Raw genomic sequence first — 14,700 nt, forward strand, 5'->3', positions numbered from 1 at the left:
AGCAGCGTTCAAACATTAAATAATAACAGCCCTATCTTTCACCATACAAGGTGAAATGAGATAGGGCTGTTTCTTTATACCTCAATAATATTGTGGATGAAAAAGAGGCGTTTAGTAATCAGTGCTTAAATCATTATATTGATTAGCATTGAATTTTTCTTTATCGAGATTGCCTGTTAATTTAGCACTTCCGACTCCGGCAAGCATAGAGTCATTAACGTTTAATGCGGTACGTCCCATATCAATTAATGGTTCAACAGAAATAAGTACACCTGCTAAAGCAACAGGTAAGTTCAACGTTGAAAGTACTAAGATTGCCGCAAATGTAGCGCCGCCGCCAACTCCGGCAACACCAAATGATGAAATAATAACAACCGCAATTAAAGTGATAATAAACTGCAAGTTGACTTCAACATTTGCGACTGGCGCGACCATCACTGCTAACATTGCAGGATAGATACCTGCACAACCATTTTGACCGATAGAAAGACCAAATGATGCAGATAAGTTCGCGATACCTTCAGGCACACCTAAACGTGATTTTTGTGTTTGTACATTTAAAGGCAGTGCACCTGCACTTGAACGAGATGTGAATGCGAAGATTAATACTTCAGCAACTTTACGCACATAGCGCCAAGGGTTCAAGCCGAGGATGCTGACGATAATTAGGTGGATGATGAACATTGTAATTAATGCCACATATGAAGCCAGCACGAATTTGCCCAATGTCCATAGTGCACCGAAATCACTCGTTGCGATGGTATTCGCCATAATCGCCAAGATACCATATGGTGTTAAACGTAAAACGAATGTCACAACAGACATAATCACTGAATAGATTGCTTCGATAGCACGTTTTACAATATGTCCATTTTCAGGTTGTTTACGTGCAACGCGTAAATAAGCAAAACCGATAAATGTCGCAAAAATAACGACTGCGATGGTTGATGTTGTGCGTTGTCCTGTAAAATCTAAGAATGGATTTTTTGGTAAGAGTTCTAAGATTTGTTGTGGTAGGGTGCTTGCGGTCATATCCTTCGCTTTTTGCGCAAGTTCTGTACCACGTGATTGTTCGGCACTGCCTAAATCAATAGATGAGGCATCTAAACCGAAGAGAAGTGCTGAAATAATGCCGATAGTTGCTGCTATTGCTACGGTTCCAATTAAGAATACAAAGATGTAGAAACCGATTTTCGCAAATTTTTCACCTAATTGAATTTTAGTGAAAGCTGCGACAATAGAAATAAAGATGAGTGGCATAACGATCATTTGAAGTAATGCGACATAACCATTACCTACAATGCCAAACCAATCTGTTGTTGTGGTCGTGATTTTAGAACCAGCACCATATGCAAGATGCATAATCGCACCAAGGACAATCCCGATGCCCAGTGCGGTGAAAACACGTTTTGAGAAAGAAACATGTTTTTTTGCCATGAAAAAAAGTCCGGCGAGAAGCAGAACGAAGATGACAATATTAAGAATAGTGAAACCCAATTGAATCAAACTTCCTTTCGTAAATATTTATCTTCTAACAAAAGATAAGACTTGATTTAATTCAAATAACTGCATAAAGAAGGAAGTTCATTTTATAGTAACTGAACTTAGCAGATGTGTATCAACTTTTTTATACAACAGTACTTGAAAGTTGTAAAGTCTGTTTTAATACATAGTAAATATATCGTATATATAAGGAAGGGTCAATGACAGTTTTTAAAGCAGTATTAAAAAAAAGTTGTGAACAAAAACAAAAAATCCAACCCGAATGCTCGGATTGGATTTGAATAATGTTTGAATTACATACCGAATAAGCGTGCGAAGAACCCTTTTTTCTCTTCTTTATGTGGTGGAACAGTAGGTTCATGTTGGTTGTCAATTGGAATTTCTGGTTCAGGTGTTGTTGTACCAGGTGTGCCTTGAACTTCTGTTTTTGGTTCTTCGTTTTCTTTATTTTCATCTTTTGCTGCTTCAGATGTTTCTTTTGATGGTTGTTCTGAAGTTGTTTCAGTTTTAACCGGTTCAGCTTGCGCGGGCTGTTTAGCTTCAGTTGAAGTTGTTGCACCTTTATAGTCAGAAAGCGGTGTTTCTGATACTTTTTGAGTTTGTTCTTTTGTTGAAGTGTTTTCGGTTTTAACTTCATGTGTTGATGGTGCAGTTTCTTTAACTTCAGAAGTTGTTGTTACTTTTTCTTCTGCTTTAGGTTCAGTTTTAGTTTCAACAGTCGGTTGTGGTTGTGCTAAAACTTTTTCAGTATGAGATTTCATTGCTTCAGTATTATCTTGAACTGCTTTTGCTTGATCTTTTTGTGCAGTTTCAATTGCTTTCAAAGTTTTTTCGTGTTGATCAAGTTTAGTAGTCATTTGTTGTTGTAAAGTTTGTAAGTCTTTTTGTTGTTGGTGTACTTGAGAAATCATTTGACCCAGCATTTGGCGTTCTTCACGCATTTTCGTGATGTCGTTATGTAAGTCGCTTAATAGTTTTGCGAAGTTTTGGTCGCTAGGTAGTTGATTTTGATCCTCTTCTTTTACAACGATTTGCAAGAAATCATTTTCTTTTTCTAACTCTTCGAAAGCTAAATCATAACTATTTGTTTGTTTAACTTTATCCGCAATCTCTGTGAATAACTCGATGTCTTCTTCTTGGAAGTCAGTTGCTTCACGACCACGATATTCTGTTTTCTTTAAATGGTAACCGCGTTCTTCTAAATGTTGTACGATTTTACGTACTTGTTTCTCACTTAATTCGACGCGTTGGGCGAATTCTTTTGTTAGCATCTGATCTATATCCTTTCACTCTATAATTTTAAGTAGGACGTGTGTCTTACGTCACACAAACGTTAGTCTAACCTCTATGTTAGTTTAACCCGATTTCCTTACGATTTCAAGGGCTCTCACGATTTTCGGAGATCCATTTGTTCAAGGAGCGGATAAACGGTTTTGCGTGAAAGGTGATTTGCGAATACATATTTTAAAATATAACAAGATTTAACACTTGTACCGTAAATGTCTTTTGTTAATGGTATACGTGCGTGCAAGAACAGATTTAACGGAATAGGTTCGCCGCCAGGCTCTAATGCAGGTCGAATATAGTTGATTTCTTTTTGCTCCTCAAATGCGTGTTCTTTTAAGAAACGATGACGTTGTACTAATAAGTCGGCATCTGGTTCTTCTAGAGAATCTGGTATCGGTAATGCTTCCATCATAAAGAAATTGACGTCGCGGTCATGTACACGGTTGGCTAGGTTGTCCAACTCTTCTTGGAGTTTGTCTAATGTGTCAGTTAAATAGTGCATTCTTTTTGGTGTGTCTACGGCAACTAAGTACATAATAAATGCCGCATTTGTAGTTGCTTCATAGTGTCCTGACGCAAAACTGACCACTTCATTATTGTCTAACCCGACTAAGAAGACGTAATCATTTTGGGTACGTTTATTTTCAAGTGATTGTTTGAATACGTGATGCTTTTGCGTCACGTTTCCGAATTGATAGTTATCGAAAAGATTTAAAGCTGCTTCATACAATGGATCAGATGTTTGTTTCACTAATTTAAATTCCATAACACTGCCCTCCCATATTTCTTTTGATTATAGCATATTGATGTATAAGGCTAATATGTATAAGTGGAATGATGAATATTAAAATTTGAACATCTCATGATAAAAAAATAATCAGCAGACTCAGCTGCTGATTATCATCATTTCAAATCAAATTTCATATTCTTTATCATGTTTATCTTTTTTCTCTTCGTATTCGTCTTTGAATTCTTGTCTGTCTGAGTCGTGTCTGAAGTCGCTTTTGTCTGCAAGAACGACGATATTACCATTAATAAGTTCGCGTTTAAGAATTTGACGTTCAGTATCTGATAAATCGTATTGTAATAAGACAGCTTCTTCGCCATCTTCCCCAGTAAGGAGGCGAGCAACTCTGTCGCTGAACGTACCACTTGTAGATTGCACAGTCATATCTGTGCTTGAAACGCTACCAAGGTTTAATTTGTTTTTGCTGATAACTGAAATTTCGTCTTTGTTATACCCCTCGTCTAACTTTTGTTTTAAAGTATCAAAAATTTCGTCTTGTGATGTAAGTACAGTAATATTTGCCATGTTAAAGCTCCCCCTCCGCAAAATATGTTTAATGTTATAATGTATACCCTTTTTTTCTATAATTGAACCATCTAAATTATACTATTAGACGGCGAAGCTATCAAATAAATATAAGAAAATTCAAACTTTTAATAAGGAAATGACAAATTTCCTGTCATGCGCAATGGGTTTTTCATGAAATAAGATGAATTAAGTTTCAGATATTGAAATAAAGCCTGAAATTTGATATTATCATTAAATAATTTACCTAACTCATATAATCTAGAGAATTAGGCTTTAGAAGTTTCTACCATGTCGCCTTAACGACATGACTATGAGTCACTGATACAATACAACACAATGGTGCTTTCAAAACAATACGGGTAGACAAACTGTTCATACTGCAATATAAGTTGAGGACTATTTGGGAGATGGGGCTTATATTATAGTGTTTACGTGTTTGCGTATATCGAGCGATTAGGTTTTGAAACGCGGAGAACAATGACAGCTTCTCAAACCATCATTTATAAGTTGCTTTGGCAACACGCTAGAAGGGGTTAGACTTGCGTTAACCACAGAAGGCGTCAACAAGAATGATCTTATACTTAATTGGTATAGGATGATTTAAATTGAACCTCCTGACCCAAAGTGAACTGTATATTGAGAATGATGTGTATTCCCTGTGCCACTCATAGATCCTGAAACTCATAGAGTAGTTTGGGATTTTTTTTATACACAAATTTAGGAGGTTTGTTGACGTGGAAGCGTTAAAAAAGAAGGTTAAAGAAGATGGCGTTGTCATCGGCGAGAAAATCTTGAAAGTTGATGGGTTTTTAAACCATCAGATTGATGCAGTTTTAATGTATGACATCGGAGAAACATTTTACGAACAATTTAAAGATCAAGGGATTACTAAAATTTTAACTGTTGAAGCATCAGGTATCGCACCAGCCATCATGGCAGCATATCGTTTTGAAGTGCCTTGTCTTTTTGCGAAAAAGGCAAAGCCAAGTACTTTGACAGATGGATTTTATCAGACGGATATTCATTCATTCACGAAAAACAAAACCAATCGTGTCATTATCTCTAAAGAATTTTTAAGTGAGCATGACCGCGTATTGATTATTGATGACTTTTTAGCCAATGGGGACGCTGCACTTGGTTTGAACCGTTTAGTAGAACAAGCAGGTGCAGAAACAGTAGGTATTGGCATTGTCGTGGAGAAAAGCTTCCAACAAGGACGTAAACGTTTGGAAGAAGCTGGATTGAAAGTTTCTTCACTTTGCCAAGTTGCATCACTTCAAGGCAACCAAGTAACTTTAGTCGGTGAAGGTGAAGAGAACGCATGAAGAATTTCATCTTAAGTCTACAACATTTACTTGCAATGTATGCAGGTGCTATACTTGTTCCAATTATCGTCGGGACAAGCTTGAAGTTTACACCAGAGCAAATCGCATACCTTGTAACAGTCGATATCTTCATGTGTGGGGTTGCCACATTTTTAGAAGCGAATAGAGTAACAGGTACCGGGTTGCCGATTGTCTTAGGATGTACCTTTACTGCAGTTGCACCGATGATATTAATCGGCCAAACCAAAGGTTTGGACGTTTTATATGGGTCACTCTTTGTATCTGGGATTCTAGTCGTCTTAATTGCACCTGTCTTTTCATACGTTGTTAAATTCTTCCCGCCTGTCGTAACCGGCAGTGTCGTAACCATTATCGGGATTAATTTAATGCCAGTTGCTATGAACTATGTAGCGGGCGGACAAGGTGCGAAAGACTACGGTGATATGAAAAATATCATTTTAGGTTTTTCAACGTTGTTGATTATCTTGATTTTACAACGCTTTACACGTGGTTTCTTGAAATCAATTGCAATTTTAATCGGATTGATTGCCGGAACAATACTTGCTGGCGCATTCGGTGTAGTTGACTTAAACCAAGTTGGGACAGCCCACTGGTTCGAGTTCCCTAAGCCGTTTAGATTTTCAGGCTTTGCGTTTGATATCGGCGCAATTTTAGTATTCTTTATTGTTGCTTTAGTCAGCTTGATTGAATCAACGGGCGTGTATACAGCGTTAAGTCAAATTACAGGAAGAACTTTGACACGTAACGATTATCGTAAAGGTTACACTGCGGAAGGACTTGCGATTGTCATCGGTTCAATCTTCAACGCTTTTCCATATACTGCTTATTCTCAAAATGTCGGTTTGGTTTCACTGTCAGGCGTGAAAAAGAATAATGTCATCTATGGAATGGTTATCTTGCTCTTGATTTGTGGTTGTATTCCAAAGTTAGGCGCGTTAGCAAACATTATCCCATTACCTGTACTCGGCGGTGCAATGATCGCAATGTTCGGAATGGTAATGGCTTATGGTGTCAGTATCTTAGGCAGTATCGATTTTAAAAAGCAGAATAACTTATTAGTTATTGCTGTAGCTGTCGGTTTAGGAACAGGTATTAGTGCTGTTCCAGAAGCATTTAAAGCAATGGGCGAACAATTCGCTTGGTTAACACAAAATGGAATTGTACTTGGAGCTATCTCCGCAATTGTACTTAATTTCTTTTTTAACGGCATAAAGTATCAACAAAACGAAGAAAATGTGAAATAATGTAATTAAAACAAATAATGGAGGCTGTATTCAATGTGGGAAAATAAATTTGCTAAAGAATCTTTGACGTTCGATGATGTACTGTTAATTCCAGCGGAGTCTGATGTATTACCTAAGGAAGTTGACTTAAGTGTTGAGTTATCAGACAGAATCAAATTGAAAATTCCAGTTATCTCAGCAGGTATGGACACTGTAACTGAGTCAAAAATGGCAATTGCTATGGCAAGACAAGGTGGTCTTGGTGTTGTTCACAAAAATATGAACATCGAAGATCAAGCTGATGAAGTACAAAAAGTTAAACGTTCTGAAAATGGTGTTATTTCAAATCCGTTTTACTTAACACCAGAAGAAAAAGTTTATGAAGCTGAAGCCTTAATGGGTAAATACCGTATTTCAGGTGTACCGATCGTAGACAATAAAGAAGACCGCAACCTCGTTGGTATTCTCACAAATCGTGACTTACGTTTTATTGAAGATTTCTCAATTAGAATTTCAGATGTCATGACAAAAGAAGACTTAATCACAGCTCCAGTCGGCACAACTTTAGACGAAGCAGAAAAAATCTTACAAAAACATAAAATCGAAAAATTACCATTAACTGAAAATGGAAAATTAGAAGGACTTATCACTATTAAAGATATTGAAAAAGTTCATGAATATCCAAACGCTGCGAAAGATGCACAAGGTCGCTTATTATGTGCAGCAGCTATCGGTATTTCTAAAGATACTGATATCCGCGCAGAAAAATTAGTAGAAGCTGGTGTGGACGCATTAGTTATCGATACTGCACATGGTCACTCTAAAGGTGTTATCGATCAAGTGAAACATATCAAAGCTAAATATCCAGAAGTAACAGTTATCGCAGGTAACGTTGCGACTGCTGAAGCAACAAAAGCATTATTTGAAGCTGGCGCAGATGTTGTTAAAGTAGGTATCGGACCTGGTTCAATTTGTACAACACGTATTGTTGCAGGTGTTGGGGTACCTCAAATCACTGCAGTATACGATTGTGCAACTGAAGCACGTAAACATGGCAAAGCAATCATCGCTGATGGCGGTATCAAATACTCTGGCGATGTTGTCAAAGCATTAGCAGCTGGCGGACACGCAGTAATGTTAGGCAGCTTGCTTGCAGGTACTGAAGAAAGCCCAGGCGAAACTGAAATCTTCCAAGGCAGACAATACAAAACATACCGTGGTATGGGCTCATTAGGTGCAATGGAAAGTGGTTCAAATGACCGTTACTTCCAAGAAGATAAAACACCTAAAAAATACGTTCCAGAAGGTATTGAAGGCCGTATCGCATACAAAGGTTTATTACAAGACAACATCTATCAATTGATGGGCGGTGTGAGAAGCGGTATGGGTTATACAGGCTCTCACAACTTAAAAGAATTACGTGAAGAAGCAATGTTTACGCGTATGGGACCTGCTGGTTTAGCAGAAAGCCACCCACACAATATCCAAATCACAAAAGAATCACCAAACTACTCAAGATAAAAGGAGAAACTGATTTATGGAAATGGCGAAAGAACAAGAGTTAATTCTTGTATTAGACTTTGGTAGCCAATATAACCAATTAATTACACGTCGTATTCGTGAAATGGGTGTGTACAGTGAGTTGCACGACCATGAAATTTCAATTGAAGAAATTAAAAAGATGAATCCAAAAGGTATCATCTTATCAGGTGGACCAAACTCAGTATACGAAGAAGGTTCTTACACAATCGATCCTGAAATCTTCAATTTAGGCGTACCTGTACTTGGTATTTGTTATGGTATGCAGTTAACAACGAAACTATTAGGCGGAAAAGTAGAGCGTGCGAATGAACGTGAATACGGTAAAGCAATTATCCGTGCGAAATCTGATGAAATCTTCTTTGGTTTACCAGAAGAGCAAACAGTATGGATGAGTCACTCAGATAAAGTTATCGAAATTCCAGAAGGCTTTGAATCTATCGCAGACAGCCCAAGCACACCTTACGCAGCAATCGAAGATAAAGAACGCCGTATCTACGGTGTTCAATTCCACCCAGAAGTACGTCATACTGAATTTGGTAATGATATTTTACGTAACTTCGTACGTCGTGTATGTGAATGTACAGGCGAATGGACAATGGAAAACTTCATTGAGTTAGAAATCGAAAAAATCCGTGAACAAGTCGGAGACCGTAAAGTCCTTTGCGCAATGAGCGGCGGTGTCGACTCTTCAGTCGTTGCAGTGCTCTTGCATAAAGCGATCGGCGATCAATTAACTTGTATCTTCGTAGACCACGGTTTACTTCGTAAAGGCGAAGGCGATATGGTTATGGAACAATTCGGTGAAGGTTTCAACATGAACATCATCCGTGTGAATGCGAAAGATCGCTTCATGGATAAATTGAAAGGCGTTTCTGATCCTGAACAAAAACGTAAAATCATCGGTAATGAATTCGTTTATGTCTTCGACGATGAAGCATCAAAATTAAAAGGTGTAGACTTCCTTGCACAAGGTACACTTTACACTGACGTTATCGAATCAGGTACAAAAACAGCACAAACTATTAAATCTCACCATAACGTAGGTGGATTACCTGAAGATATGCAATTTGAATTAATTGAACCAATCAATACATTATTCAAAGACGAAGTGCGTGCTTTAGGTATCGAACTTGGTATCCCTGAACACTTAGTTTGGAGACAACCATTCCCAGGTCCAGGACTTGGTATCCGCGTTCTAGGTGAAATCACTGAAGAAAAATTAGAAATCGTCCGCGAATCAGACGCTATCTTAAGAGAAGTCATTCGTGAAGAAGGTTTAGAACGTGAAATCTGGCAATACTTCACAGTACTACCAGGCATGCGTTCAGTAGGTGTCATGGGTGATTACCGTACGTATGACTATACAATCGGTATCCGTGCCGTAACTTCAATTGACGGTATGACAAGTGACTTTGCACGTATCGACTGGGAAGTCTTACAAAAGATTTCAAGCCGTATCGTAAACGAAGTAGATCACGTCAACAGAGTGGTCTATGATGTTACTTCTAAGCCACCAAGCACCATCGAGTGGGAATAATCAGTTATAATATATAAAACGAAAACCCTTTAACCACAATGGTTAGAGGGTTTTTTTAAGGTAAATTCATCATGAAAATGGACACGAATTCTCAAAAGTGAACGTATGTGTCATTAATTAAGTAACAAATATGATGCTAACATGATAAACACCGAGCCCGATAACTACAGCGAATCGTTATTGGGAACTTTTATTGGATGAAAAAAGATAAGTAAAAGCCTCAAGTATTTTTTTAAGCAATTTCTTCTTTTTAGAGGTATAATTATTATACTTATAAAAAGAGAGGTAACAATATGAACTTTCATCAATCAACAATCAAACATGTTAATCGAATTGAAATAAATGTCGCAGATATAAAACGTCAAACTGATTTTTATCATCATATATTAGGTCTTAAAGTTATGACATCCACATCAACACAAACAGTTTTAGCTGTGGGTGAGGATGGTCATGAGGTTGTCTTAAAACAACTAGATAATGGACGCTTTGCGAGTAAGACAGAAGCAGGGTTATTCCATATTGCATTTTTATTAAGTGATGTTACACAACTAGGAGCGCTAATTAAACATCTTTCAGATGAAAAGGTACCTATTGCTGGGGGAGATCATCTTGTCAGCGAAGCCATTTATTTTAATGATTTAGAAGGTAACGGTATTGAAGTGTACATCGACCGTCCATCTGAATCATGGCAATGGCAGAATGAACTAGTAGTCATGGATACGCTGCAATTAGATGTCCCACGTATTTTAGCTGAAGCGGGAGAAACAAAATGGGAAGACATGCCTGCTAAAGCGAAAATAGGACATCTCCATTTGAAAACACATGATTTAAGCGCTTCAAGTGAATTCTACCTTCAATTAGGATTTCAAATTGCATCTGCATTATTCTTATCTGACCAGAAATACCATCACCATTTAGCCATTAATACTTGGCAGTCGAATCAACCACTAAAAGATGCTGAAAACACATATGGATTGACTGCCTTTAACATTGTAGATGCCAATAAAAATATAGAAAAGCATAAAACACCTGAAGGATTAAATTTAACAATTAATCAATCAAAAAATTAATGATCTGCTCTCCATAGTGTCATGATAGATGATACGGGAGAGTTTTTTATTCAGTCTTTTTTAAAGGCAATATAATTCTGGATATTTGTATTTATAATTTCGAAAAGTCTAAATAAACAAAATATTCATTTGCTTTCATGTGCTAAAAGGTATAAACTTGAATGGACATATAATAACAAAGGGGCTGTGCAAAATAGATATATTAATCGGTACAGGTTTATTATTGCTCATTTTAGTATTTTTCACTGTGTTCACGTATTATGCGCCAGATGGGCGCGCAGTCATGGGGGCTTTAGCAACAGCAGCGATTGCTACATTCTTAGTAGAAGCGCTGCAAGGGTTTGTATTGGGAGATATTTTAGATATTAAGTTTTTAAAGGAAACGGGTAGTTTAGCCGGGACATTGAGTGGGGTCATTGTCGCTTTCCTAGTTGCATTATCAAGAAAGATCAATCCACAAAACTCAGCGTTGCTTGCGGTCGCATTTGCGGAAATCGGGCTGATTCCTGCATTATTTGCGGCATACCTGATGTCATTTGTGATTCGCTTTATTGAAAAGAAAATTACAAATGGTATGGACTTTATTATTGTAGTATTATTCTGTATTCCAATTGGACGTTTATTAGGGGTCTGGTTCACGCCGTTAGTTGACGGATCGCTACTAAAAATCGGTGGTATTATCGATGTGGCGATGAATACGAGTCCATTGTTGATGGGTCTGATTCTTGGTGGTATTGTGACGGTTGTCGGCACATCACCGCTAAGTTCTATGGCTTTAACAGCAATGTTAGGCTTAACAGGTGTACCAATGGCCGTTGCTGCTTTAACAGCATTTGCGTCTAGCTTCATGAATACAACGTTACTACACCGATTGAAAATCGGTAACTTGAAATCAGTCATTTCTATTGCAATTGAACCACTGTCAAAGGCAGATTTAGTGTCTTCTAACCCAGTGCCAATCTACGTGACGAACTTTATCGGCGGCGGACTGGCTGGTATGGTCATTGCTTACTCAGGATTAGTCAATGATGCGCCAGGTACCGCAGCACCGACACCAGGTATTCTCGTGATGTTTGGTTTCAACCCAGCACTTGAGGTCTTAAAATACGCTGCTATTGCAGCTGCAATTTGCTTTGTGGTCGGTTGGATTATGTCATATGTCTTTAGAAACTATCCAATTCGTAATAGTGAAGTGACAGGTTACGAATCCAAAATTATCAAAAACAATGCAAAACCAACCATGAAAGAAGCATAAGTAAGCAGAAAACAACACACAAAAGGTAATCACCTGATGTGTGTTGTTTTTTTAGTGCTGTAAATTTATTGTTTAATAGAACAGAACACCTATTCCAATTCCGATAAGTACGATGGCCCACGAAGGCAGTTTAAAATAAGCCAACAAGACAAATAATATACTGGCGAAAGTGAAGTCTAAAGGTTGTTTAACCGTAGAAGTCCAAATGGGTTGATAGAATGCTGCGATTAAAATACCAACCACACCTGCGCTGATCCCTTTCAAAAAACCTCTCGCATAAAGATTAGATTTAAAACTATCCCAAAATGGCAAGACACCAAACAATAATAAAAAAGCCGGTAAAAAGATTGCGAATGTCGCAAGCAATCCTCCTAAAATGCCTCCGATATTTGTGCCAATATAAGACGCAAAAGTAAATAATGGTCCAGGTACAGCTTGCGCCGCCGCATAACCTGTAATGAAATGATCAGAAGAGATAAGACCTTGCGGTACAAATTCCTTTTCTAACAGCGGTAGTACAACATGACCGCCACCAAATACAAGTGAACCAGAACGATAAAAACTATCAAACATTTTAATCCAAATGTTTTGTGTTGTTGCGCTTAAGATTGGTAATACAACGAGCAAAGAAACAAATAATGATAAAGAAATAACACCTAATCTTTTTGGTAAATAGAATGTTTTAGTATTAGACTCTGGCATAGATGCAGGCTTGAGGAATAAGACACCGTATAATCCAGTTATCGTCAAAGCAATCACTTGAATGAATATACTGTTAATCAGTAATGAAAGTGCCAACACAAACATGGCCAATGCGATGGTTGTTTTTGTATTGGTTAATTTTTTGCCTATACCGATAATGGCTTGTGCCACAATTGCGACAGCAACCAGCTTTAATCCCTGCATCCAAGTGAAGTGTGCTGTGCCATTCACAAATAAAGCAGAAAACAGCATTAAGACAATTACTGAAGGCATCGTAAATCCTAAGAAAGCGAGGATACCCCCTAAAACGCCGCCTCTGATAGTTCCTATTCCGATACCGACTTGGCTGCTGGCAGGTCCAGGAAGGAATTGGCATAGTGCGACTAAGTCAGAGTATTCACTTTCATCTAACCATTTTCTTTTCTTCACATACTCATCATAAAAGTAACCTAAGTGTGCCGTCGGGCCGCCAAAGGACATTAAACCAAGCTTGAGAGCCACGATAAAAATAGTGAAATAATGAGACATAGGCTGCTCCTTATACAAAATTAAATTAAATTAACTTATAGTTTTGCGTTAGTCTTCATTATATTGCGAAATACGTAAAGGTGAGGTGTGGTTTTTGTAAAATTTGTGAAGAATTTGAATGGCTGTCTTTTCTGTTAGAGTTGTCGTGTTTATATCTTAAAAAGACACTAAGAAAGGCTGCGCATCTTCCTCGCAACATAAACGAATCCGCTCTGTGAAATTCCCCCAAGTTACTTTTTCCATAACTTCTTCATAGGTATAGAATCCAACTTCCAAGCTTTCATCACTCGTTGTAAGTGTGCCATCAGTATAGATTCCTTTAAACAAATGATTGATGATACTGTGTTCAGTGTTTTGAAAGACACCACAGTATGTCGTGAGTTTGATGTTGACGCCGGCTTCTTCTTTCACTTCACGAATGACACCTTCTCGGATTGTTTCACCGTTTTCTATTTGCCCGCCAGGAATTTCCCATCCTCGCAAAGGACTTTTGATTAAAAGTATTTGATTTTCCTCGTTCATAACAACACATGACGCAGAAACAATATGTTTAGGGGTCAATGTTCTTCCTCCTCGTTTAATGCATAGACGGTCAGCGTCTGAAAGTGAACACTTTATGTCTAAAATTATGCAAAAGATAATTTATAGTTAATAATTAGTTAATTCAATTTTAGCGTATAACTGACATATAATAAAAACATATAAATTGAAGGAGACAACAACTATGAATTTTAAACAATTTTTACTGACAGGCTTAGCAAGCGTATTACTTGGATCAGCTGGCGCACATGTATATTCAAATCAAGCACAAGCTGCCACATTTGGCGCACATGAATTCCGAGATTACAGTGTACAACCCAAAGAAAACTTAACTAACTTATTGAACGCAAGTCACTACTACAAAGCAATGGCGAAAGAATCAGGTGCGACGTTCTATCAAAATAAATTAAACCAAGCCATTCATTTCGCGAAAAAACAACAAAAATCTAATAATGATTCGCAAGTTGTGACAGCGATTAACAAACTTTCAGTCATCTATAATGAGGTATTTCAATTACACCTGCAAACTGAAAAAGGCAGTGCAGACTTACAAAACAAAAAGGCTGAACTGCAAAGTTTAATCACAAAGGCAAACAGCTTGTTAACGGAAAGCCATTTGTCAATGAACCAAGATGAAGCACAATTAAAACAAACCGTTTCAAAAGCACACAGTGTATTAAGCCAAACAACACCAGATTTTGAATTAGTGAATGCGATTCATGAAGTTCAGCAAGCGATTCAAAAGGTAGAAGCGTATAAAGCTATAACAGCGCAACGATAATAAGCAAATATAAGTATTTTGACACAGTAATCGCTAGAAGGTTGCTGTGTTTTTTGGCTTTCACTTTTTAG

The 14,700-nt window shown here is 37.7% G+C and carries 13 protein-coding genes and 1 riboswitch; of the genes, 7 read left to right on the plus strand and 6 right to left on the minus strand.

Going from position 1 to position 14,700, the window contains the following annotated elements:
- Positions 1 to 111 precede the first annotated feature (111 nt).
- The 4 genes from ACFCT9_RS10230 to ACFCT9_RS10245 form a co-directional block, all read right to left on the minus strand.
- The gene (locus tag ACFCT9_RS10230) at positions 112 to 1,437 is read right to left on the minus strand and encodes an L-cystine transporter (protein WP_412519070.1); all 1,326 of its coding nucleotides are present in this window, start codon (positions 1,435 to 1,437) and stop codon (positions 112 to 114) included.
- A 359-nt stretch (positions 1,438 to 1,796) separates the two neighbouring features.
- Positions 1,797 to 2,774: a hypothetical protein gene (locus tag ACFCT9_RS10235; RefSeq protein ID WP_412519072.1), complete on the minus strand. Its 978-nt coding sequence runs from the start codon at positions 2,772 to 2,774 to the stop codon at positions 1,797 to 1,799.
- A 116-nt stretch (positions 2,775 to 2,890) separates the two neighbouring features.
- Positions 2,891 to 3,556: a hypothetical protein gene (locus tag ACFCT9_RS10240; RefSeq protein ID WP_412519074.1), complete on the minus strand. Its 666-nt coding sequence runs from the start codon at positions 3,554 to 3,556 to the stop codon at positions 2,891 to 2,893.
- Between the two features lie 147 nt (positions 3,557 to 3,703).
- A complete protein-coding gene (locus ACFCT9_RS10245; RefSeq protein WP_412519075.1) occupies positions 3,704 to 4,102 on the minus strand; it encodes a general stress protein in 399 nt (132 codons plus the stop codon).
- 232 nt (positions 4,103 to 4,334) lie between these two features.
- Positions 4,335 to 4,436, plus strand: a riboswitch (purine riboswitch).
- A 403-nt stretch (positions 4,437 to 4,839) separates the two neighbouring features.
- Between ACFCT9_RS10245 and xpt the strand changes: the two genes are divergently transcribed.
- The 6 genes from xpt (at position 4,840) to ACFCT9_RS10275 (ending at position 12,078) form a co-directional block, all read left to right on the plus strand.
- Positions 4,840 to 5,430, plus strand: coding sequence for a xanthine phosphoribosyltransferase (gene xpt / locus ACFCT9_RS10250; protein WP_412519077.1), 591 nt, complete (start codon positions 4,840 to 4,842; stop codon positions 5,428 to 5,430).
- Positions 5,427 to 6,695, plus strand: a complete 1,269-nt coding sequence (gene pbuX, locus ACFCT9_RS10255; RefSeq protein WP_412519078.1) for a xanthine permease PbuX — start codon at positions 5,427 to 5,429, stop codon at positions 6,693 to 6,695. Before xpt ends, pbuX begins: the two co-directional genes overlap by 4 nt.
- A gap of 33 nt (positions 6,696 to 6,728) precedes the next feature.
- The gene (gene guaB / locus ACFCT9_RS10260; RefSeq protein ID WP_412519080.1) at positions 6,729 to 8,195 is read left to right on the plus strand and encodes an IMP dehydrogenase; all 1,467 of its coding nucleotides are present in this window, start codon (positions 6,729 to 6,731) and stop codon (positions 8,193 to 8,195) included.
- A 16-nt stretch (positions 8,196 to 8,211) separates the two neighbouring features.
- Positions 8,212 to 9,753 (plus strand): glutamine-hydrolyzing GMP synthase, encoded by a 1,542-nt coding sequence (guaA, locus tag ACFCT9_RS10265; RefSeq protein ID WP_412519081.1) that lies wholly within the window; start codon positions 8,212 to 8,214, stop codon positions 9,751 to 9,753.
- A gap of 293 nt (positions 9,754 to 10,046) precedes the next feature.
- On the plus strand, positions 10,047 to 10,823 hold the full coding sequence (locus ACFCT9_RS10270; protein WP_412519082.1) for a VOC family protein: 777 nt from the start codon (positions 10,047 to 10,049) through the stop codon (positions 10,821 to 10,823).
- A gap of 193 nt (positions 10,824 to 11,016) precedes the next feature.
- Positions 11,017 to 12,078: a PTS sugar transporter subunit IIC gene (locus ACFCT9_RS10275; RefSeq protein ID WP_412521666.1), complete on the plus strand. Its 1,062-nt coding sequence runs from the start codon at positions 11,017 to 11,019 to the stop codon at positions 12,076 to 12,078.
- A gap of 72 nt (positions 12,079 to 12,150) precedes the next feature.
- Here ACFCT9_RS10275 and chrA read toward each other — a convergent pair whose 3' ends face one another.
- Together chrA and ACFCT9_RS10285 are read right to left on the minus strand one after the other, a co-directional pair.
- A complete protein-coding gene (gene chrA / locus ACFCT9_RS10280) occupies positions 12,151 to 13,308 on the minus strand; it encodes a chromate efflux transporter (RefSeq protein ID WP_412519083.1) in 1,158 nt (385 codons plus the stop codon).
- Positions 13,309 to 13,464: 156 nt separating this feature from the next.
- On the minus strand, positions 13,465 to 13,869 hold the full coding sequence (locus tag ACFCT9_RS10285) for an NUDIX hydrolase (RefSeq protein ID WP_412519085.1): 405 nt from the start codon (positions 13,867 to 13,869) through the stop codon (positions 13,465 to 13,467).
- A 163-nt stretch (positions 13,870 to 14,032) separates the two neighbouring features.
- On the opposite strand from ACFCT9_RS10285, the gene ACFCT9_RS10290 reads away from it, so the two are divergent.
- Positions 14,033 to 14,629 (plus strand): complement inhibitor SCIN family protein, encoded by a 597-nt coding sequence (locus ACFCT9_RS10290; protein WP_412519087.1) that lies wholly within the window; start codon positions 14,033 to 14,035, stop codon positions 14,627 to 14,629.
- Positions 14,630 to 14,700: the final 71 nt, after the last annotated feature.

This window comes from Staphylococcus simulans (assembly GCF_047037175.1).
Taxonomy (GTDB): domain Bacteria; phylum Bacillota; class Bacilli; order Staphylococcales; family Staphylococcaceae; genus Staphylococcus; species Staphylococcus simulans_C.

Excerpts from the sequence above, each read along its gene's own strand:
- ACFCT9_RS10230 (WP_412519070.1), bottom strand. The coding sequence starts at position 1,437 with ATGGCAAAAAAACATGTTTCTTTCTCAAAACGTGTTTTCACCGCACTG.
- ACFCT9_RS10235 (WP_412519072.1), bottom strand. The coding sequence starts at position 2,774 with ATGCTAACAAAAGAATTCGCCCAACGCGTCGAATTAAGTGAGAAACAA.
- ACFCT9_RS10240 (WP_412519074.1), bottom strand. The coding sequence starts at position 3,556 with ATGGAATTTAAATTAGTGAAACAAACATCTGATCCATTGTATGAAGCA.
- ACFCT9_RS10245 (WP_412519075.1), bottom strand. The coding sequence starts at position 4,102 with ATGGCAAATATTACTGTACTTACATCACAAGACGAAATTTTTGATACT.
- pbuX (WP_412519078.1), top strand. The coding sequence starts at position 5,427 with ATGAAGAATTTCATCTTAAGTCTACAACATTTACTTGCAATGTATGCA.
- guaB (WP_412519080.1), top strand. The coding sequence starts at position 6,729 with ATGTGGGAAAATAAATTTGCTAAAGAATCTTTGACGTTCGATGATGTA.
- guaA (WP_412519081.1), top strand. The coding sequence starts at position 8,212 with ATGGAAATGGCGAAAGAACAAGAGTTAATTCTTGTATTAGACTTTGGT.
- ACFCT9_RS10270 (WP_412519082.1), top strand. The coding sequence starts at position 10,047 with ATGAACTTTCATCAATCAACAATCAAACATGTTAATCGAATTGAAATA.
- chrA (WP_412519083.1), bottom strand. The coding sequence starts at position 13,308 with ATGTCTCATTATTTCACTATTTTTATCGTGGCTCTCAAGCTTGGTTTA.
- ACFCT9_RS10290 (WP_412519087.1), top strand. The coding sequence starts at position 14,033 with ATGAATTTTAAACAATTTTTACTGACAGGCTTAGCAAGCGTATTACTT.